Source organism: Paenibacillus donghaensis, assembly GCF_002192415.1.
Classification (GTDB): Bacteria; Bacillota; Bacilli; order Paenibacillales; family Paenibacillaceae; genus Paenibacillus_AQ; species Paenibacillus_AQ donghaensis.
In genome coordinates this window covers 5,148,309-5,168,164 of the sequence record NZ_CP021780.1, presented here as the reverse complement: position 1 = coordinate 5,168,164, position 19,856 = coordinate 5,148,309, and the positions used below count along the sequence as shown (strand labels likewise).

At 53.1% G+C, this 19,856-nt stretch carries 18 protein-coding genes; 17 read left to right on the top strand and 1 reads right to left on the bottom strand.

Annotation, left to right across the window (positions count from 1 at the left end; genetic code table 11):
• The first annotated feature begins 127 nt into the window (after positions 1–127).
• From ftsA to B9T62_RS23610, 14 genes are all read left to right on the top strand, one after another.
• Entirely contained in the window at positions 128–1,390 is a 1,263-nt protein-coding gene (gene ftsA, locus B9T62_RS23685; protein WP_087917540.1) for a cell division protein FtsA, read from the top strand.
• 63 nt (positions 1,391–1,453) lie between these two features.
• Positions 1,454–2,572: a cell division protein FtsZ gene (gene ftsZ / locus B9T62_RS23680; RefSeq protein ID WP_087917539.1), complete on the top strand. Its 1,119-nt coding sequence runs from the start codon at positions 1,454–1,456 to the stop codon at positions 2,570–2,572.
• 1,043 nt (positions 2,573–3,615) lie between these two features.
• Positions 3,616–4,566, top strand: a complete 951-nt coding sequence (spoIIGA, locus tag B9T62_RS23670) for a sigma-E processing peptidase SpoIIGA (protein WP_087920394.1) — start codon at positions 3,616–3,618, stop codon at positions 4,564–4,566.
• Positions 4,567–4,644: 78 nt separating this feature from the next.
• On the top strand, positions 4,645–5,367 hold the full coding sequence (gene sigE / locus B9T62_RS23665) for an RNA polymerase sporulation sigma factor SigE (protein WP_087917537.1): 723 nt from the start codon (positions 4,645–4,647) through the stop codon (positions 5,365–5,367).
• Positions 5,368–5,446: 79 nt separating this feature from the next.
• Positions 5,447–6,229 carry an RNA polymerase sporulation sigma factor SigG gene (sigG, locus tag B9T62_RS23660; protein ID WP_087917536.1) on the top strand — a complete coding sequence of 261 codons (783 nt, stop codon included), beginning with the start codon at positions 5,447–5,449 and terminating at the stop codon, positions 6,227–6,229.
• A gap of 208 nt (positions 6,230–6,437) precedes the next feature.
• Positions 6,438–6,749 (top strand): YlmC/YmxH family sporulation protein, encoded by a 312-nt coding sequence (locus B9T62_RS23655; RefSeq protein ID WP_087920393.1) that lies wholly within the window; start codon positions 6,438–6,440, stop codon positions 6,747–6,749.
• Positions 6,750–6,906: 157 nt separating this feature from the next.
• On the top strand, positions 6,907–7,767 hold the full coding sequence (gene pgeF / locus B9T62_RS23650) for a peptidoglycan editing factor PgeF (protein WP_087917535.1): 861 nt from the start codon (positions 6,907–6,909) through the stop codon (positions 7,765–7,767).
• A 2-nt stretch (positions 7,768–7,769) separates the two neighbouring features.
• Positions 7,770–8,468, top strand: coding sequence for a YggS family pyridoxal phosphate-dependent enzyme (locus B9T62_RS23645; protein WP_425436597.1), 699 nt, complete (start codon positions 7,770–7,772; stop codon positions 8,466–8,468).
• Positions 8,468–8,911, top strand: coding sequence for a cell division protein SepF (locus tag B9T62_RS23640; protein ID WP_087917533.1), 444 nt, complete (start codon positions 8,468–8,470; stop codon positions 8,909–8,911). The genes B9T62_RS23645 and B9T62_RS23640 overlap by 1 nt, the downstream gene beginning before the upstream one ends.
• Before the next feature lie 7 nt (positions 8,912–8,918).
• Positions 8,919–9,185 (top strand): YggT family protein, encoded by a 267-nt coding sequence (locus tag B9T62_RS23635; RefSeq protein ID WP_087917532.1) that lies wholly within the window; start codon positions 8,919–8,921, stop codon positions 9,183–9,185.
• A gap of 12 nt (positions 9,186–9,197) precedes the next feature.
• Positions 9,198–9,980 (top strand): YlmH family RNA-binding protein, encoded by a 783-nt coding sequence (locus B9T62_RS23630; protein WP_211296524.1) that lies wholly within the window; start codon positions 9,198–9,200, stop codon positions 9,978–9,980.
• 247 nt (positions 9,981–10,227) lie between these two features.
• Positions 10,228–10,713, top strand: coding sequence for a DivIVA domain-containing protein (locus B9T62_RS23625; protein WP_087917530.1), 486 nt, complete (start codon positions 10,228–10,230; stop codon positions 10,711–10,713).
• Between the two features lie 1,378 nt (positions 10,714–12,091).
• Entirely contained in the window at positions 12,092–15,184 is a 3,093-nt protein-coding gene (gene ileS, locus B9T62_RS23615) for an isoleucine--tRNA ligase (RefSeq protein WP_087917528.1), read from the top strand.
• 304 nt (positions 15,185–15,488) lie between these two features.
• Positions 15,489–15,794: a DUF5665 domain-containing protein gene (locus tag B9T62_RS23610; protein ID WP_425436703.1), complete on the top strand. Its 306-nt coding sequence runs from the start codon at positions 15,489–15,491 to the stop codon at positions 15,792–15,794.
• A 233-nt stretch (positions 15,795–16,027) separates the two neighbouring features.
• Here B9T62_RS23610 and B9T62_RS23605 read toward each other — a convergent pair whose 3' ends face one another.
• Positions 16,028–16,771: a TraR/DksA C4-type zinc finger protein gene (locus tag B9T62_RS23605; protein ID WP_087917527.1), complete on the bottom strand. Its 744-nt coding sequence runs from the start codon at positions 16,769–16,771 to the stop codon at positions 16,028–16,030.
• Positions 16,772–16,985: 214 nt separating this feature from the next.
• Here B9T62_RS23605 and lspA point away from each other — a divergent pair, with 214 nt between their 5' ends.
• From lspA to B9T62_RS23590, 3 genes are all read left to right on the top strand, one after another.
• Positions 16,986–17,489: a signal peptidase II gene (gene lspA, locus B9T62_RS23600; RefSeq protein ID WP_087917526.1), complete on the top strand. Its 504-nt coding sequence runs from the start codon at positions 16,986–16,988 to the stop codon at positions 17,487–17,489.
• A 2-nt stretch (positions 17,490–17,491) separates the two neighbouring features.
• Positions 17,492–18,454, top strand: coding sequence for an RluA family pseudouridine synthase (locus B9T62_RS23595; RefSeq protein WP_087917525.1), 963 nt, complete (start codon positions 17,492–17,494; stop codon positions 18,452–18,454).
• 116 nt (positions 18,455–18,570) lie between these two features.
• Complete coding sequence (locus B9T62_RS23590) at positions 18,571–19,824, top strand: LL-diaminopimelate aminotransferase (protein WP_087917524.1); 1,254 nt, start codon at positions 18,571–18,573, stop codon at positions 19,822–19,824.
• Positions 19,825–19,856: the final 32 nt, after the last annotated feature.

Below are 19,856 nucleotides of genomic sequence, written 5' to 3'. Positions count from 1 at the left end.
TTTGTAGAAAAAAGAGGGAAAGGATTAGGTATGTTGAATATGTACAGAGACGTTTCCCGGGACCGGGATGATGCTTCACAAGCATTACTGAAATTTATTATGATAATTACAGGAGGTGCCATAGGGCTTGAGCAACAATGACATCATTGTTAGTTTGGACATCGGTACATCCAAAGTTCGGGCAATAATTGGGGAAGTTACCAATGGAACCTTTAATATTATTGGCGTTGGGTCTGCTGATTCGGAAGGAATACGCAAAGGCGCGATTGTAGATATCGACCAAACTGTGCAATCGATCAAAAGCGCTGTAGATCATGCAGAGCAAATGGTCGGTATTCAAATATCCGAGGTTTACGTAGGCATTTCCGGCAATCATATCGGCCTTCAATCGAGCCACGGCGTTGTAGCCGTTCAGAATGAAGACCGTGAGATCGGCGAGGACGATATTGACCGCGTAATCAAGGCTGCGGAAGTGATCGCCTTGCCTCCGGAGCGTGAAGTGATCGATGTGGTCGCCAAGCAATATATCGTTGATGGCCTTGAAGGCATTCAGGACCCGCGCGGAATGATCGGCGTTCGCCTGGAGGTTGAGGCTACGATCATAACCGGGGCCAAGACGCCCATACATAATCTGCTGCGTTGTGTAGAGAAGTCAGGACTGAAGGTCAAGGATCTGGTGCTGATGTCTCTGGGAGCCGGCGGATTAGCGCTTTCCAAGGATGAGAAATCCATGGGAGCGGTGCTGGTCGATATTGGTGCAGGCTCAACAACGATAGCCGTATATGAAGAGGGTTCCCTTTGCGCAACCTCCACCATTCCGATCGGGGGAGAATTTGTAACCAACGATATTGCCTACGGACTGCGGACATTAACCGACCAAGCCGAGAAGGTGAAGCTGAAGTATGGCTGCGCCTGGATTGACGATGCGGCTGCGGATGTAGTGTTCAAGGTCGTGCGGATCGGCAGCAACGTCGAGAAGGAATTCAACCAGGAGGATCTGGCGGCAATTATTGAGCCAAGAGTCCAGGAAATCTTCCACCTGATTCGTCAGGAAGTCAAGCGGCTTGGTTACAATGAGCTTCCGGGAGGTTATATACTAACGGGTGGTACTGTATCCATGCCGGGCGTTCTGAAAGCGGCCCAAACAGAACTGGCTGCTTCCGTACGTGTTGCTGTTCCTGATTATATTGGCGTGCGCGACCCTGGCTTCACCGGCGGTGTCGGCATTCTGCATACCATTGTCCGCAGACACCGCGGACGCAGCAACCCTTCCAGCGGCAACAAGAAGACGGTTAACCGGAGCAAGCAGCCTGCGGTTCAGAATCAGGCTTCCACAGCTAAGCCGGGTTTGGTAGAGCGTCTAAAGAATATGTTCAGCGAGTTTATATAAGTGTAAGTCCAGATATACTTGGACCGGCCATCCAAGCACTATTCTAGGGGGAGATGGAACAATATGTTGGAATTTGATTTTGAAATGGAGAGCTTGGCGCAAATTAAAGTCATCGGCGTAGGCGGCGGCGGAAGCAATGCTGTCAACCGGATGATTGAGAACGGCGTTCAGGGTGTTGAATTTATTACAGTGAATACAGATGCCCAAGCGCTGCATATGGCCAAATCGGAGCACAAGCTGCAAATCGGGGACAAGCTGACCCGCGGACTGGGTGCAGGAGCCAACCCGGAAGTGGGCAAGAAAGCGGCCGAGGAATCCCGCGATTTGATTTCTAATACGCTTAAAGGTGCAGACATGGTTTTTGTGACCGCAGGGATGGGCGGCGGTACAGGAACGGGAGCAGCGCCTGTTATAGCTGAGATAGCGAGAGAATGCGGAGCTTTGACGGTAGGTGTGGTAACACGCCCGTTTACCTTTGAAGGACGCAAACGCTCCAACCAGGCGGAGCTGGGAATTGAAGCGCTTAAGGAGAAGGTTGATACCTTAATTGTTATTCCCAACGACCGATTGCTGGAAATTGTAGACAAGAAAACACCGATGCTGGAAGCATTCCGCGAAGCGGACAATGTGCTGAGGCAGGCTGTTCAGGGTATCTCTGACTTGATCGCAGTACCGGGTCTGATCAACCTTGACTTTGCCGATGTGAAGACAATTATGACTGAACGCGGCTCTGCCCTGATGGGTATCGGGATTGCAGCAGGCGAGAACCGTGCATCCGAAGCGGCACGCAAGGCTATCATGAGTCCACTCCTGGAAACGTCAATCGAAGGCGCACGCGGAGTCATTATGAATATTACCGGCGGCTCCAACCTTTCCTTGTATGAAGTGAATGAAGCGGCAGAGATAGTTACCTCGGCTTCCGATCCGGAAGTGAACATGATCTTTGGTGCCATCATTGAAGACAGCATGAAGGATGAGATCAAGGTAACCGTAATTGCCACCGGTTTTGAGCACAAGCCTTCACCGGTTGCGCCGAACCGCCGTCCTGCGGCCAGCGGCAATGAACAACAGCCGGCCCCTGACAAGAACGCCAATCTGCGTCCGTTCGGCAACCAGACTGCCTCGGACCAGCTGGATATCCCAACCTTCCTGCGCAACCGCACACGCGGCAACAACGACTAGATATTCCGGTCGTTGTAGTGTAGGAAGTCTAGTTATGTAAGAAGCACCGTATGGCTTTAGCTGAATCAGCTAAAGCCATACGGTGCTTTTTTTAAATGAAAGCTACTACTTAAGCCTCCATGAGGTTGTAGAAGGTTAATGGGTGCTTGCGGACCGTATAGCCCTTATATCTTCATTTCTGCGATGATTTCAAGTCTTGCGGACTGTATAGCCGCTATATCTTCAAAACAGGCACTGAACAGAGCGGTTTCTGTGGTATAAGAGCTCCTGAGTCCGTTAGTCCTTTAAAACCGCATGTTTACAGTAAATAGGGGCTCCTTAGTCCGCTAAATTCTGGAATTTTATACTTTTAACTCTGATTCATCCGGACATAATGCAATTGGAACGATGAGTGAAATTAGCTGTTCGAGTCCCTGTAACCTTGTTATACCCCATTCAGAGACCTATTAGCTGTATGGCTTCTCTATAAATGTGTCTGTGATGGCAGTCAGAGTGTTCATAACAGGAATTCCGCTTGTGGATTGAAGATCTGACTGCTATATCCTCACTGAGCCTAAGTCTTTAAGAAACGGATACCGCCTCTTACAGAGGACGGTATTTTTTTGTGGCTAAGGTCTTGCGCATTCCGCAGGAACAGCCCGCACTCGCTCTTAAGAAGGTCTTGCGCATTCCGCAGGAACAGCTCGTCTTTGACCTTAACCTTCGGCCGTGCATCCCGTAAGGGAGTCCACGGCCATCCCCAGCGGCGTCCAAGCGGTACCGAAGGGATAAGCGCTCCCCCTCCCAAGCCCCCTAATCACAGTACCGCCAGACTCATTCGCCAAGCTTGCAGGAGTCCAGAGGGCAGAGCCCTTTGGGGCCCTCCCTTGGAAGGGAGGGTTTGGGAGGGATCGAAAGTTCGACAAAAAAACCGCAACAATGCCCCCAGGTTTAGACAGACTTTGAAACCGCTAGTTCCTATACTAGTCTTATCGTCCAAAAAAGAGAGCCTGGTCCTTCCGGCTGGCTTCAGGACAGACTCCGCCACTGGGCAGGTGAATGAACTGGTTGTCTATATAGACTTGATCTTTGCCGCCAATCTGCTGATCGACGGAGTTCTGCTGTGGCTGACGGGCTGGCTGGTCAAGCTGAGAGTGTCCTGGTGGCGGCTGGTTCTCTCGGCGGTGATCGGTGCGCTGTACGTGGTGATGATGTTTGTGCCTGAGCTCTCATTTCTCTATACCTTTCTGATCAAGTTCGGACTGTCCGTGCTAATGCTGTGGGTTGCCTTCGGCTTCAAGAGTCTGCCGCAATATTTACGCTGCATGGGGGCCTTCTACATGATTAATTTCATGGCTGCTGGCGGCATATTGGGCGTCCACTATCTGCTGCAGAGCACAAGCGAGATCTGGAACGGGATGGTCTTCACCACTTCGGGAGGCCAAGCCTACAAGCTTAAGATCGGATTCTGGTTCGTGGTGGTCATGCTGCCCCTGCTGCTGGTAATTTTCAAGGCCGTTCATTCTTCGCGGAACCGCAGAGAGCAACTGGACAGCTATATCGGTGAGGTAACCGTCGATATTGACGGTGTCACCGTCACCTGTCCCGGCCTGCTGGATACCGGCAACCGGCTCTGTGATCCGCTGACCCGTATTCCGGTGATGGTGATGGAAGCATCGCTATGGGAGGGGCAGCTGCCGCCCTCCTGGAAGGGCAGGCTGACCCAGGACGGGGCGGACAGACTTCTGCTGGAAACGGACGGGCAGTCGTTCGCCTGGCAGGACCGGATGCGGCTGGTGCCTTACAGGGGCATCAACCGCGGCGCTTCGTTTATGCTGGCGTTGAAGCCCGACCTCGTGACGATCAAGCTCGGAAGTGAGACCTATACATGCACAAGAGTTCTAATCGGGCTGGATGGCGGTACCCTGTCGGGAGAAGGAGCTTACCGTGCGGTCATCCATCCTGATCTTACCCAGGGAGAGCTTGCTGCAACAGCGGCTGCGGTGCTCTCCTAAGCCGCGACTGCCCCACTTAAGCCTGAATCGCGTCAGAGGGCTTCACAGGACAACCGTGCTACTCTTGAAGGAGGAACAATAATGGTCAAATGGAAAATTGTACTGCAGCTAAACTATTACCGGATGCTGTTTCTGCTGGGGCTGAAGAGCCAGGAAATCTATTATATTGGCGGAAGCGAGGCGCTTCCTCCTCCGCTGACACGTGAAGAAGAGGAATTTCTGCTGCAGCGGCTCTCCAGTGGCGATGCGGCTGTGCGCGCAATGCTGATTGAGCGCAACCTGCGGCTTGTCGTCTATATTGCCCGCAAATTCGAGAATACCGGCATCAACATAGAAGATTTGGTTTCGATAGGAGCCATCGGCTTAATCAAAGCGGTCAATACCTTTGATCCGGAGAAAAAAATCAAGCTGGCTACCTACGCCTCCCGCTGCATCGAGAACGAAATTCTGATGTATCTGCGGCGGAACAACAAGACACGGAGCGAGGTCTCTTTTGATGAACCGCTGAATATTGACTGGGATGGCAATGAGCTTCTGCTCTCGGATGTATTAGGCACGGAGAACGACACCATCTACCGCAATATTGAAGAACAGGTTGACCGCAAGCTGCTGCAGAAGGCGCTGGAGAAGCTGAGCGAACGGGAAAGGTTGATTATGGAGCTGCGGTTCGGGCTGCGCGGCGGCGAGGAGAAGACCCAGAAGGATGTGGCTGATCTGCTGGGTATCTCCCAATCCTATATCTCCCGGCTGGAGAAAAGAATAATCAAGCGGCTGCGCAAGGAGTTCAACAAGATGGTATAAGCGTCAAAAACCCAAGGAATAAAATGGCCACTCGGGGAGATAATGTACAGTAATGTTTCTCCTTGGGAGGTAAATCATCATGACCCGTAATAAAGTCGAGATTTGCGGTGTGGACACAGCCAAGCTTCCTGTTCTGACGAACGTGGAGATGCGGGCGCTGTTCACTTCGCTGCAGCAGCAGGGCGAGCGATCCGCCAGAGAGAAATTGGTCAACGGCAATCTGAGGCTTGTGCTGAGTGTGATCCAGAGGTTCAACAACCGCGGTGAATTTGTGGACGATCTGTTCCAGGTCGGCTGCATCGGACTAATGAAGGCGATCGATAATTTCGATTTATCGCAGAATGTAAAGTTCTCCACATATGCAGTGCCGATGATCATCGGCGAGATCCGCCGGTATCTGCGTGACAACAATCCAATCCGTGTATCCCGCTCCTTGCGGGATATTGCTTACAAGGCGCTGCAGGTGCGAGACAGTCTGACCAACCAGAATTCACGGGAACCGACCATTCAGGAAATTTCCGATGCGCTGGGTGTGCCGAAGGAAGATGTGGTGTTCGCCTTGGATGCGATCCAGGACCCGGTTTCTTTGTTTGAACCGATCTATCATGACGGCGGAGATCCTATCTATGTGATGGACCAGATCAGCGATGACCGCAATAAGGATGTTTCCTGGATTGAGGAGATTGCGCTGCGTGAAGCGATGAGGAAGCTGGGCGGGCGGGAGAAACGAATTCTGTCGATGCGCTTTTTTGAAGGCAAAACCCAGATGGAAGTGGCCGATGAGATCGGGATCTCGCAAGCACAGGTCTCCCGGCTGGAGAAATCGGCCATTCAGCAGATGCAGAAGCACGTCAAATCCTAAGCAGGTATAAAGAGCAGTGCTTCCAAAGGGGGATTCTTGAGCGCCGGAAACGGACCTTAAGGATCGCCCTTTTATGTATTCTACAGACCCTTATCTTTCGGGAAAATAAAGGTTATGTGGCCAAGCCACTGTTACATATATTGGAGTACAGGGCAGATTGTACAGGGGTGGTGGAGTGAACGAGGATTCCATGGGAACGGGCAGAAAGATGAAAATTTCTGACTTCCAGACCAAGGATGTTATTAATATCGTCGATGGACGGCGGCTCGGGCAGATCAGCGATCTGGAGCTGGACCTCAGGCGCGGAGTTATTGATGCGATCGTCATCCCCGGCTATACCCGGTTTATGGGGTTGTTCGGGGGCGGTACGGATCTGATTATTCCGTGGAGGAATATCGTGAAGATTGGCTCGGACGTGGTGCTGGTTAAGGTTGAAGAATCCAGACTCGGCGGAGGCCAGGAGGATCGGGAGACCATATATCTGGAACGAGGGGACCGCAGTGAACGGCGCACTTATTAATGGGGTGCGTCTTTTTTCTGGCTTGAGGAGAAGGCGTATTCATGTGGTCGGGAGCAGCCGTGCGGGGGGAATTGCGGTGCGGAAAGCCAGGATTCTCCGTGCTTAACCGCGTTTCATGGGGTATTTAGTTATGGTACACTTAAGCGGAGGTGAGAATATGGAACCGTTTGTGAAAAGTGCTGGAACGCCCGGCCTGCTTCATCTGGAGCCTTGGCGTGCGGAGCACGGAAGCAGGATTACAGCCGGATTCAGCGAGCGGGCGGGAGGAACAAGCGAGCCGCCCTACGACAGCCTGAATTGTGCGCTTCATGTGGGGGATGATCCGGCGGCCGTTGCTGCGAACCGCGAGCTGCTGGCTGCAAGCCTCGGCTTCGCGCAGGAGGCTTGGACCTGCGGAGAGCAGACACACGGTGCAGATATAGCAGTGGTCACAGGGCAGGACCGCGGACGGGGCAGACTGGACCGGGCTTCGGCCTTTCAGGCTACGGACGGCTTGCTGACCGATGTTCCCGGGGTGCTGCTGACCTCTTTTTATGCGGATTGTGTGCCGCTGTTCTTCTATGACCCCGTGTGCGGGGTGGTTGGACTAGCCCATGCAGGCTGGAAAGGAACGGTGGCGCAGATCGCGTCAGCGATGATAGAGCGGATGGGAGACGTCTACGGCAGCCGTCCGCAGGATGTGCTTGCTGCCATTGGCCCATCAATAGGAGCCTGCTGCTACGAGGTGGACGATTATGTGATGAAGCATGTGCGGCTGCTGGAGCAAGAGCTGGATGGTCTGGCAGACCCTGGCGAACCCGTAAACCTGTATACCGGATCTGCTGACGATTCCGGTAAAACCATGCTAAACTTGAAAGAAATGAACCGACGCATTATGATTAAAGCAGGAATCTTGCCGACTCATATCGAATGTACCACATGGTGTACAAGCTGTAATACAGATCTGTTCTTTTCTTACCGTAAGGAGAATGGAGTTACAGGCAGAATGACGAGCTGGATCGGAATAAAGGAGAGTTGACGTTGGGTTTAACACTGCAGGAGAGAATTGCTGAGGTAGAGGAACGTGTGTCACGGGCCTGCGCGGCAAGCGGACGGGAACGAAGTGACGTCAAGGTCATTGCAGTGACCAAATATGTTTCGCTGGAAACGGCAGCAGCTGTGCTGGATGCGGGCCTCATGGATATCGGTGAGAACCGCTGGCAGGATGCCGCCCATAAATGGAATGTACTCGGCGACAAGGGAACCTGGCATTTTATCGGGCATTTGCAGACCAACAAGGTTAAGGATGTTATAGGTAAGTTTCAATATATCCATTCGCTGGACCGGATGTCCCTTGCTGAGGAGTTGAACAAGAAGGCCAGTGCTACGGGCCAGCTTGTAGAAGTCTTTGTTCAGGTGAATATCTCGGGAGAAGACAGCAAATTCGGGTTGCCTCCGGAAGCGGCCGCCGATTTCCTGCGCGGGATCGCTGGCCTCGACCGTCTGAAAGTGGTCGGCCTGATGACCATGGCGCCCCATGAAGGGGACTCTGAGCTTACCCGCCCTATCTTCCGCCGGCTGCGTGAGCTGCGGGATGAGCTTAATCAGCTAGGTCTGACAGCTGAGCCGATCACCGAGCTTTCGATGGGGATGTCGAATGATTTTGAAGTGGCGATACAGGAAGGAGCCACCTGGGTGCGCCTGGGAACGGTATTAGTGGGCCATGAGGAGGGATCGTGATGGGTGTGATGAACAAGTTTATGAGTTTCTTGGGCTTGCAGGAAGAAGAAGAGATTGTTGAACGGGAGCCGATTCACCGTGAAGAGGATGAATACGAGCCTGCACCTGTAGACAACCGCAAGAATCAGAGGGCCAATGTCGTCAGTATCCATTCCCAGAAGAATGTCAAGGTTGTGCTGTATGAGCCGCGTTCGTATGATGAAGCCCAGGAAATTGCTGATCATCTGCGTTCGCACCGCACCGTGGTTATTAACCTGCAGCGCGTGCGCAATGACCAGGCGATGAAGATCATTGATTTTTTGAGTGGAACTGTTTATGCCCTTGGGGGAGGAATCTCCAAGATTGGGGGCAATATATTTATGTGCACACCGGATACCGTTGAGATTCAAGGCTCCATCACGGAGATTCTTGGTGATGATGCTGATTATAATAGGATGAGGTGAAATGTAATTGAGTCAGGTTAATTCTATAATCGATATACTGTTCAACATCTATTTCTACATGATATTCATCTATATTCTGATGTCATGGCTGCCCAATGCGCGCGAGAATTTCATCGGTGAGCTTCTCGCCAAGCTGGTAGAACCTTTTCTGGCCCCTTTCCGCAAATTTATCCCGCCGCTCTTTGGCATGATTGACATTTCCCCGTTCATCGCGTTGTTTGTGCTGAGGCTGGCGGTTGGCGGACTCAAAACGATTGTAGCGTACCTTTTTTAGACGGATATGATGATGAAGCAGGAACTATACGGACATTTTCACCCCGATGAACGGCAGTTTGTGGACAAGGCCTGGGAATGGGTCAGTCATGCCGGAGACTATCATGAGAGCAAGCTGACCGAGTTTCTGGACCCCCGCCAGGGTTATATTGTGCAGAGTCTGGTGAACCGCCACCCGGATGTACAAGTCCGCTGGGAAGGCGGCTCTCCCGATGCTGAACGCAAGCGCGCCTTGATCGCACCGGATTACCGTGAGCTGGATGATGAGGACATGGAGATGAAGGTGCTGGCGATAACTTCCGGAGAATCCAAGTTTCTGTCCCTGGAGCATGGGGATTACATGGGTTCTATTCTGGGTTTGGGTATTAAACGAAGCAAGGTTGGCGATATCCATGTATTGGAAGATGGCTGTCATGTGATAATCGCCGCTGATATTGCAAATTATATGAACATGAATCTGACCGGTGTGCACCGGATTCAGGTCAGCACCGAGCTGCTTCCGCTGTCCGAGCTTCGCAGCAGCCCGGTTAAACTGGAAACCATGGAATTGACTGTAGCCTCCTTGCGGCTCGACGGGATTGCCGCCGATGTGACCCGGCTGAGCCGTAGCAAAATTATGGTTCCGATCAAGGCCGGACGTGTGCGGGTCAATTGGAAGGTGGAGGAAGATCCTTCCTGCGCTCTCAAAGATGGGGATGTGGTATCCATCCAAGGTTTTGGCCGCTTCAAGGTGTTGGAGATTGGCAGCTTGACCAAAAAAGGCCGCTACCGTGTTCAGGTCGGGAAATTTGTCTGAACGTGATGCAGGATTCCGCTTTTGGCTGTCGAAATGGATAGTCTTACGGGGGCAAACATTTCTGCGGCTGAGCGCCGGGTAATGGGAACAGGGTTATTTCTCCACAGCACAGCCGGGATGATAAGACACCCTTCCGCCCTGTGCCTTAAACTTATATAAGTTCAGTCTTTCTTCCTGCTCTGGCGCGGCTTCTATTATGCCAACGTGCAGTCTGCAGGAGGTCCGAAATTTCTAGGAGGTGCACAGCATGCCATTAACACCGCTCGATATACATAACAAGGAGTTCTCCCGGAGACTCCGCGGTTATGATGAGGATGAGGTCAACGAATTTTTGGATCAGGTCATCAAGGATTATGAAAGTGTAATCCGCGAGAATAAGGAACTGCAGAATCAGCTACTGTCGATTCAGGAACGTCTGGATCATTTCGTGAACATTGAAGAGAGCTTATCCAAGACCATTATCGTCGCCCAGGAAGCGGCGGATGATGTGAAGAACAACTCCAAGAAGGAATCCCAGCTGATTCTGAAGGAAGCAGAGAAGAATGCGGACCGGATCATCAACGAGGCCTTGTCCAAATCCCGTAAAGTGGCGATAGAAACCGAGGAACTGCGCAAGCAGGCTTCCATCTACCGCACCCGCTTCCGCACCCTGCTGGAAGCGCAGCTGGAGCTGCTGTCCCAGGATGACTGGAATGCGCTGGAGAGCCGCGAGGTTAGCGAGAACGCGTTCTGACTCGCCCGGCTGATTGCTGCATGAAGTGTGGCGATTCATCCGGTGGAGCGGTATACTGCGAAGATCGAGGACTTAGCACAGTGGTGGTTTTATAGAGCGGGGATAAATTAGTTGCAAAAGTGCATCTAAATGGCGGTTTTTTTTCGTTTTGAAGGAAATAGATACAAAAAGGCATCTAATTTGGGCTTTGGAGCGTAAAGCGCCTGATTTACTCGAGATTAGTTGCAGAATGTCACTTATTTGACCGCTTATGGGAGTTACGGCTGAATTTAGTTGCACTTTCGCATCTAATTGCCCGGAGCGTTCCTGGGCAACCTTTCTATATCCTCGCTGGGAGTACAGTAATAACTGAAATTGTGACTAAATGCTGGGTGTACAGAGTAATTAGTTCTGCAGCCTCCATGTGTTGACAATTGATCTTAAACGGTCTATAACTAGAAGATATCTATACCATGTTCATATCTATTCGATGACGGGACAAGTAAGACAGGGTTACGTTCTCCAGAGAGTCGGCGATTGCTGAGAGCCGATTGTTCGCATCCTGCTCCGAAGATCTTCCCCAAGAAGCCAAGCTGAAGCGTTCACCGTGCGTAAGCTTAGCCGTCCGCCGGACGTTACCCCGGCCCCGCGCTGCAGCAGGTTCTGCGCGGGACTGAGATCGTGCTGAATACAATCCCCTTAAGGATGTGCTCATGCATAGAATTAGGGTGGTATCGCGAGCGTCGTCTCGCCCCTTTGGGGCGGGGGGACGTTTTTTTGTGTGCGGGTCCAAGGGCCATCCCCCTAAATCCCCCTTTCCAAGGGGGACCCCAAAGGGCGCCGCCCTCTGGACACCCGCAGGCAGTGCCTCGCGGAATGGCGGGGGTGTGGCGGACGACGTGGCTGGGCTTGGCGGGTGAAGCGGCCCTTCTTAGGCTGGCCCTGGCGGGCCAGGCCTGCGAGGCCTTGACTGTGGTTGAGGGCACTCGGCCTGCGCTGCGCACGAAGGCTGGCGGGGGTCGGCCTCGCTGCGCGAGAGGCCGCGAAAGGGCGACCCGGACCCGTGCTGCCCCCTGCGGGGGATCGCGGTCCGGGGGCCCGCAGAGCAGCTTGGCTGAGCGCCAAGGCTGCAAGAGCAAGGCAGCCTGCGCTGCGCGCGAAGGCTGGCGGGGGTCGGCCTCGGCTGCGCGAGAGGCCGCGAAAGGGGCAACCCGGACCCGTGCTGCCCCCTGCGGGGGATCGCGGTCCGGGGGCCCGCAGAGCAGCTTGGCTGTGCGCCAAAGCTGCAAGAGCAAGAGCAAGAGCAAGAGCAAGAGCAAGAGCAAGAGCAAGAGCAAGAGCAAGAGCAAGAGCAAGAGCAACAAAGCAAAGAGTAAATCACGAAAGGATTTGATCGTATATGCAAAAAGTAGATGTAAGAGAAAAAGCGCGGGAGCGGGATCTTCGCATCCTGAAGAAGTGGAGCGACGAGAATACGTTCCGCCGCTCCATGGAGAACCGGGAGGGCCGTCCGAACTATGTGTTCTATGAAGGTCCGCCGACGGCTAACGGTGCGCCGCATATCGGGCACGTGCTGGGACGCGTCATCAAGGATTTCATCGGCCGCTACCAGACGATGAAGGGCTTCCGCGTAGTCCGCAAAGCAGGCTGGGATACGCACGGACTGCCGGTAGAGCTGGGTGTGCAGAAGAAGCTTGGCATCTCCGGCAAGCAGGAGATTGAAGAGTATGGCGTCGAGAAGTTTATTCAGGAATGCAAGGACAGCGTGTTCGGCTATGAGAAGCAGTGGCGTGAGTTCACGGAAGGCATCGGCTACTGGACCGATCTGGATAATCCTTACGTTACGCTGGATAACAGTTATATCGAGAGTGTGTGGAACATTCTGGCAACGGTACATGAGAAGGGACTGCTGTACCGCGGACACCGCGTCAGCCCGTATTGCCCGAGCTGCCAGACCACGCTAAGCTCGCATGAGGTGGCCCAGGGCTACAAGACGGTCAAGGATCTTACTGCTACGGCCAAGTTCAAGCTGGATGACAGCGGTGACTATGTGCTGGCCTGGACGACAACGCCTTGGACGCTTCCGGGTCATATGGCGTTGGCGATGAACCCGGAGATGGATTATGTGCGGGTAGAGCAGGGCGATGAAGTCTACATCCTGGCCAAGAATCTGGTGAATGAGGTTGTGAAGGGCGAGCATACCGTGTTGTCCTCCCACAAGGGAGCCGAATTTATCGGCCAGACCTATGCTTCTCCATTTAGCTACATCCAGGCGGAGAAAAGCAATGTTATTGTGGGCGCATCGTTTGTTACGGATTCCAGTGGTACAGGGATCGTGCATATGGCTCCTGCGTATGGCGAGGATGACTACAAGACCTGTCGTGAGAACGGAATCAGCTTCGTTAATGTGGTGGACGGCTCAGGTAAATATACAGAGGTGGTCACTGATTTTGCCGGACGTTTCGTGAAGGATTGCGACCTGGATATCGTCAAAGCCTTGTCCGAAAAAGGCCTGCTGTTCAGCAAGGAGAAATACGAGCACAGCTATCCGTTCTGCTGGCGCTGCGATACACCGCTGCTGTATTATGCAACAGACAGCTGGTTCATCAACACAACAGCGATCAAGGATCAGCTGATTGCCAACAATAACAGCGTGGACTGGTACCCGGATCATGTGCGGGCCGGACGTTTCGGCAAATTCCTTGACGAGCTGGTGGACTGGAATATCAGCCGCAACCGCTACTGGGGCACGCCGCTGAATGTTTGGGTCTGCCAGGCTACAGGCAAGGAATTTGCCCCGCACAGCATCGCCGAGCTGAGATCGATGGCTATTGGAGACGTTCCCGAGGACATCGAGCTGCACAAGCCGTTTGTGGATGCCATCAAGCTGCGCAGCCCGTTCAGCGAAGGCGCAGAAATGATCCGCACCTCAGAAGTGATCGACGTCTGGTTCGACAGCGGTTCGATGCCTTTTGCCCAGAGCCACTATCCGTTCGAGAATGAGGATAAGCTGAGCGACCAGTATCCGGCGGATATGATCTGTGAAGGGATCGACCAGACACGTGGCTGGTTCTACAGTCTGCTGGCGGTATCCACCCTGTTCAAAGGGTTAGCACCTTACAAAGCAGTGATTGCCCACGGCCATATCCTCGATGAGAACGGCCAGAAGATGTCCAAATCCAAGGGCAATGTCATTGACCCATGGGAGATCATGAATGACTATGGCACAGATGCTTTCCGCTGGGCGATTCTGGCGGACAGCGCGCCGTGGAATAACAAACGGTTCTCACGCGGATTGGTGGGAGAGACGAAATCCAAAGTTGTCGATACGCTGGTCAATACCCATGCCTTCCTGACGCTGTATGCAGGGATCGACGGCTATGACCCGGCTGAGCATCCATTCAAGCTGTCTGAACACAAGCTGGACCGCTGGATACTCTCGCGTCTGAACAGTGTGATTCAGGTTGTGGATAAGGGACTGGCTGTAAATGACTTCGTTAACTCGTCCAAAGCGATTGAGAATTTCATCGATGAGCTGAGCAACTGGTACATCCGCCGTTCACGCGACCGGTTCTGGGGCAGTGGACTTGGTGAAGAGAAGCTGGATGCGTACCGCACGCTGACCCATGTGCTGCTGACTACTGCCAGAATCATGGCGCCGTTCACGCCGATGTTGTCCGAGGATATCTACACTAACCTGGGCGGCGGCGAAAGTGTGCATCTGGCCGATTATCCGGCAGCAGACGAGAGTCTGATCGATGCAGCGCTGGAGCAAGATATGGAAAGTGCACGGCAGATCGTGGAACTTGCGCGCAATGTGCGCAACGAGACAGGCATCAAGACCCGTCAGCCGTTGTCCGAGCTGATCGTTTCGATGGATCGCAGCTTCGCTGTGGCGGATTATGAGGAGATCATCAAGGATGAGATCAACATCAAGCAGATTGTGCTGGAGACCAGCGACAGCGGATTTATTGACTTCACGTTGAAGCTGAACCTTAAGGTTGCAGGCAAAAAATACGGCAAAAGCGTCGGCTTCCTCCAAGGCTTCCTGAAAGCACTGGACAGCTCGGCCACCCGCAAGGTGGTGCAGGATGGCGAAATCGCCGTGGTGTCACCAGAAGGTGAAGAGCTGCTGATCACGGCCGAGGAGCTGCTGGTAGAGAAGCAGGCCAAGTCCGGGTTCGCTTCGGCTTCCGGCTATGGGCTGACCGTAGCACTGAACACGGAGATCACACCAGAGCTGGAGCAGGAAGGCTGGGTACGCGAAATTGTGCGCGCGGTGCAGGATTACCGCAAGCGTCTGGATCTGCCAATCGACAAGCGAATCGCGCTTACGCTGCAGGTGGACAGGGAGCTTCAGGCGGCGGCAACTGCTTTTGAACATGTGCTGCGGGAGAATGTGCTGGTAACCACCATTGATTTCGGCGGAGAGCTTCCATTTGAGACGGTGGATGCCGGCGGCAGAACAGTCGGAATTCATATCGGCAGCTAAGGCAGGTATTGCCAGCTCCTAAATGGCGCATACTAGGATGTGTATCCAAACCTGATATCGGTTTGAATACACATCAAGCGTCATAAGTGTAAACGGAAGATTCTTTTTGTTTATGCGGGAAATATAGTCCCTTATATTTCGGCGCAAAATGACAAGCCCCGTGTCAAGGAGAGTGCGCTCTTCTTGGCCGGGCTTGTTTCGTTTTGGACAGCAGTGAGGGCGTATGGAGGGAGCAGCGCAGGTCTTGAGAAGAAAGAAGCAGGCGGATACAGCTATACCGGTGAAAGAACCAATGGCGGAGGAAATGACCTCAACGGACGACAAGCTGAATGCGGTATATAGGCTTACAAGAGGCCTGGCACAGCAGATGGAGAAGGCAAGAATTGCCGAATACACAGAGCTGCTGCGCTCCCCGTGGCGGCTGATCTGGCTGAATATTGTCTCCGGGATGGCGCGGGGACTGGGAATTGCGCTGGGCTTTACTTTTTTTGCGGCCACCATTATTTATGTGCTGCAGGTGTTGGGTGCGCTGAATCTGCCGATTATCGGGGATTATATTGCCGACATTGTCCGTATTGTACAGCATCAGTTGGAGCTTAAGACTTTCTGAACGGATGCTGAGGCAGCAAAAAGAAACGGCTGAACCGCCCAGGTAGGGACGACATCCGTTTCTGCATGTAGAATAAGAATGTATTAGGCGAGAGTGGCTCCACCATGAGCTTGAGAAAATCTCCCGCATGACCGGCAGATGAGGTGAGCTTGCCAGGCAACAGGCAGTAAAAGCAGGCCACCGGCATAGAGCGCCGTAGGGTTATTGCCGTTCTTTGAAGCGGATGCTGCCTCTTACAGAGGACGGCTAAGCCGTTTCTTCTTACTGTGCGGATCGAGCAGGTAGCTGCCTTCCTCGCTGTCCAGATAATGGCGGTAGCTGCTGCCTTTGACGATGGTCACGTGGTTTCCAGCAATGTCAGTGGCGATGAAGTTCTCCCACGGCTCCACGAAACCTTCCGTTTCGTGGGCTTCAATCTCCATGTCGTTATAGGAGTCGATGTTGTTGCCTTCGGCCATGGCTGGTGAATCAGAGTTGCCCCAGCTCTCGACAATCTGCCAGGCATCCTCTCCGTCGAATCCGTTCTGGTCATCACGTTCATCCAGACTGGTGCGTCCAAAAGGCGGCGATAGGAATTCCTCCTCCACAGGGCGGGTGAACGGTGCGCTTTGTCTAGGTGCATGTTCCTTGCAGTACAGGGTAGACGGGAGGGCGGTCAGACGTTCCGAGGGAATCGCTTCCCCGCAGGCATGGCAGGTTCCGTAGCTTCCATTGTCCATCGCGGCAAGCGCCGCTTCAATATTGTCCAGCTCATGCTCATCGCGCTCCAGCAGGGAAATGTCCATCGAACGGTGGTACAGCTCTGTTGCGGCATCGCCCGGATGATTGTCCAGTTCTGAGAGCTCGCCGGTTGCATCGCGCATTGAATCCTGCAGACCGTAATGCTCATTGTCGCTAAGCCTGTGCTGGATATCCAATTGCTGCTGTTCTAGGCTAGCCCGCAGCTCGGATAGCTGCCGGGCGGTCAGGTGGGTCATAGAAGAGGGCTCCTTTCAGAATGCTTGGCTTGGGTTCTTTGTTAGATTGGCCGAAGCGGGAGGTTTTTAGCGCTGGAAAATAGTGTCCAGAGGCTGCGCTGCGCCTAGTCTCCACCAATAGACGGGTTCTTGAACGCTGTGCTACAATAGACAAGTCTTTATTCAGTATTTGACCGCTGTTTGCGGGAAATATAAGAACGGAGTGACAACTTCTGTGGTGTATTATCTGTTAGCTCTCATCGTTTTTTTGATTGACCAGGGAACAAAGTATATCATTGCCACACGTCTTGAGCTGGGAGAACAAATTCCGGTGATCGGAGACTTTTTCCTGATTACCTCTCACCGGAACAGCGGAGCCGCATTTGGCATTCTGGAAGGGCAGCAGTGGTTTTTTATTATGGTAACGATTATTGTGGTCGTGGGGATCGTCTGGTATCTGAATAAGGCCAGAGCTACCCGCAGATTGCTGCCTACCGCGCTTGGACTTGTGCTCGGCGGAGCCGTCGGCAACTTCCTGGACCGGATTCTGAACGGAGAAGTCGTCGACTTCCTGATGTTCAATTTCGGCAGCTACACCTTTCCAATCTTTAATGTGGCGGATTCCTGCATCGTGATCGGGGTTGGCCTGATTATTCTGGATTCCCTGCGTGACCTGAAGTCTGGTGAAGAAATCACGGAAGTAAGCGAAGTTAAGGAAGTTAAAGAAGGGAATGAATAGATTTGACCAAAGACGTCAATCAGCAGGCTGAAGCTGCTTACGGGGAAGAGAGAGACGTCACCGAGTGGACGGTTTCCGGCGAGAACAGCCGGGAGCGGATCGATAAATATATCACCGAGGCTTGGGAAGAGGATATTTCCCGCTCCCAGGTGCAGCTATGGATCACAGACGGCCATGTAACTGTGAACGGCGGGCCGGTCAAAGCCAATTACAAGCTTTTCGAAGGTGATGTGGTGACAGTAATCGTCCCAGAGCCGGAGGTAACCGATTTGATTGCGGAGGATATTCCGCTTGAGGTTGTATATGAAGACAGTGATCTGATCGTGGTCAACAAGCCGCGCGGTATGGTTGTGCATCCGGCGGTGGGACATCCTTCGGGTACACTGGTGAATGCGCTGATGTATCACTGCAAGGATCTGTCCGGCATCAGCGGTGAGATCCGCCCGGGCATTGTGCACCGGATCGACAAGGATACCTCAGGGCTGATTATGGCCGCCAAGAATGACGCTGCACATGCTTCTTTATCCGCACAGCTTAAGGAGCACAGTGTTACCCGGCGCTATATTGCCGTGGTTCAGGGCAATCTAACCCATGATCAGGGGACGGTCGATGCGCCAATTGGCAGGGATGCCCATGACCGCAAGATGTATACGGTAACCCAGAAGAACAGCAAGAAATCAATCACTCACTTCAAGGTGCTGGAGCGTTTCGGTGATTGCACCCTAGTGGAGCTGCAGCTGGAGACTGGACGTACGCACCAGATCCGCGTACATATGAAATTCATCGGCCATCCGCTGCTGGGTGATCCGATCTATGGACGCAGCAAAAGTGCCGTCATTACCGGCCAGGCGTTGCATGCGGCTGTGCTGGGCTTCGTCCACCCTTCTACGGGGGAATACAAGGAGTTCAGTGTGCCGCTGCCGACGGATTTGGAAGAAGTACTGTTCAATCTCCGCAGCAGATAAGTACAAATCTGTGGAGGATAAATCCATGGTTTTGGAGGCAGCTTTGCGTCATATTTAGATACAGAGGACAGAACAGTCTGCTCTACCATTACAAGCCAGGAGATGAGAACAACCTTATGAGTATTGAACAATATCAAGAGACCTTTATTCAGACGAACTTTGCCGAGCGTATTGGCGGGGCTAACTATGGCAAGGATACCGCCATCTATAAATTCGAGAAGATCAAACGTGCCAAAGCCTCTGCGAAGCAGGATTTCCCTGACATCGAGCTGATCGACATGGGCGTAGGTGAGCCGGATGAGATGGCTGACGAGGGTATCGTAGCTAAGCTGGCGGAAGAAGCGGCCAAGGAAGAGAACCGCGGCTATTCCGACAACGGAATCCCCGAGTTCAAGGCTGCAGCAGCTGCTTACCTGAAGGAAGTCTTTCGTGTGGATGGCATTGATCCGGTCAATGAAATCGTCCACTCGATCGGTTCGAAGCCAGCGCTGGCCATGCTGCCATCCGCGTTCATCAACCCGGGCGACATTACAATCATGACTGTGCCGGGTTACCCGGTGCTGGGCACCCATACCAAATATCTGGGTGGACAAGTCCATGCGGTGGAACTGAAGAAAGAGAACAACTTCCTGCCGGACCTGAATTCCATTCCAGCTGAGGTGGCTGCCAAGGCCAAGCTGTTGTATCTGAACTATCCCAACAATCCTACAGGTGCAAGTGCTACTCCTGAGTTCTTCGCCGAAGTGGTAGCCTGGGCCAAGAAATATAATGTTGTTGTCATTCATGACGCTCCTTATGCTGCCTTGACTTATGACGGTGTGAAGCCGCTCAGCTTCCTTTCGGTGCCGGGTGCGAAGGATGTGGGCGTGGAGCTGCACTCCCTCTCGAAGTCCTATAACATGACCGGCTGGAGAATTGGCTTCGTAGCCGGCAATCCGCTGGTAGTGAAGGCGTTCAGCGATGTGAAGGACAACAATGACTCCGGTCAGTTCATCGCAATCCAGAAGGCTGCTGCCTATGGCCTGGCGCATCCCGAGATTACCGAAGCGATTGCTGCCAAGTATTCCCGCCGCCACAACATGCTGGTAGATGCCCTGAACGCTCTGGGCTTCAAGGCGGAGAAGCCTAAAGGCTCCTTCTTCCTCTACGTAGCTGCACCCAAAGGAGTCAAAGGCGGCCGCCGCTTCGAGTCCGGCGAGGATTTCTCGCAGTTCCTGATCCGCGAGAAACTGATCTCCACCGTGCCTTGGGATGATGCCGGCCCGTTTGTGCGTTTCTCCGTGACCTTCATCGCCTCAGGCGAAGAGGAAGAGAAACGAGTGATTTCCGAAATTCAGCGGCGTCTTAGCGACGTTGAATTTGAATTTTAATATATTGAATAGCTAAGTAAAGCCTACCGTTG

Bases quoted from the DNA above. Each gene is read 5' to 3' on its own strand.
- ftsZ (WP_087917539.1), top strand. From the start codon at position 1,454: ATGTTGGAATTTGATTTTGAAATGGAGAGCTTGGCGCAAATTAAAGTC.
- sigG (WP_087917536.1), top strand. From the start codon at position 5,447: ATGACCCGTAATAAAGTCGAGATTTGCGGTGTGGACACAGCCAAGCTT.
- B9T62_RS23655 (WP_087920393.1), top strand. From the start codon at position 6,438: ATGAAAATTTCTGACTTCCAGACCAAGGATGTTATTAATATCGTCGAT.
- pgeF (WP_087917535.1), top strand. From the start codon at position 6,907: ATGGAACCGTTTGTGAAAAGTGCTGGAACGCCCGGCCTGCTTCATCTG.
- B9T62_RS23640 (WP_087917533.1), top strand. From the start codon at position 8,468: ATGGGTGTGATGAACAAGTTTATGAGTTTCTTGGGCTTGCAGGAAGAA.
- B9T62_RS23630 (WP_211296524.1), top strand. From the start codon at position 9,198: ATGAAGCAGGAACTATACGGACATTTTCACCCCGATGAACGGCAGTTT.
- B9T62_RS23625 (WP_087917530.1), top strand. From the start codon at position 10,228: ATGCCATTAACACCGCTCGATATACATAACAAGGAGTTCTCCCGGAGA.
- ileS (WP_087917528.1), top strand. From the start codon at position 12,092: ATGCAAAAAGTAGATGTAAGAGAAAAAGCGCGGGAGCGGGATCTTCGC.
- B9T62_RS23610 (WP_425436703.1), top strand. From the start codon at position 15,489: ATGACCTCAACGGACGACAAGCTGAATGCGGTATATAGGCTTACAAGA.
- B9T62_RS23605 (WP_087917527.1), bottom strand. From the start codon at position 16,771: ATGACCCACCTGACCGCCCGGCAGCTATCCGAGCTGCGGGCTAGCCTA.
- B9T62_RS23590 (WP_087917524.1), top strand. From the start codon at position 18,571: ATGAGTATTGAACAATATCAAGAGACCTTTATTCAGACGAACTTTGCC.